The sequence below is a fragment of the Ferruginibacter profundus genome (genome assembly GCF_054783275.1).
Window position 1 is genome coordinate 1 of sequence record NZ_BAAGQW010000029.1, and the last position, 516, is coordinate 516.

A 516-nucleotide genomic window follows, 5' to 3' on the forward strand; every position below is an offset into this window, starting at 1 on the left:
TTCCACACTAATCCACTCCACTCACTCCATTCATTTCGATTCCATTTCTTGCCAGTTTTCTTCCATTTTATTCCATTCCGTTCGATTCCATTCCATTCGATTCCATTCCATTCGAATCCTTTCCATTCCATTTCATTCCATTCCTTTCTATTCCATTCCATTTCATTCGATTTGATTCCATTCTGTTCTATTCCATTCAATTCTTTTTCATTCCATTCGAATCCTTTCTATTGCAGTCCATTCCATTCGAGTCCATTCCAATCCCTTCCATTCCATTCCATTCTATTCCATTCCAATCCATGCCCTTCCACTCGTGTTGATTCCATTCTTTCCATTCCATTCAAGTTGAATCCATTCCATTCCATTCCATTCCATTCCTCTCCATTCCATTGCACTCGGGTTGATTCCATTCCATTCCATTCCATTCCATTCCATTCGGATTGATTCTATTCAACTCCCTTACTCTCCATTACATTCCATTCCATTCGGGTTGTTTCCATTCCATTCCATTCCATT

The 516-nt window shown here is 39.3% G+C and carries 1 protein-coding gene; it reads right to left on the reverse strand.

Translation table 11 applies throughout. The features are described 5' to 3' along the window. Window positions 1-227 precede the first annotated feature (227 nt). Window positions 228-410 (reverse strand): hypothetical protein, encoded by a 183-nt coding sequence (locus ACYVM0_RS27020; RefSeq protein ID WP_460562629.1) that lies wholly within the window; start codon window positions 408-410, stop codon window positions 228-230. Window positions 411-516: the final 106 nt, after the last annotated feature.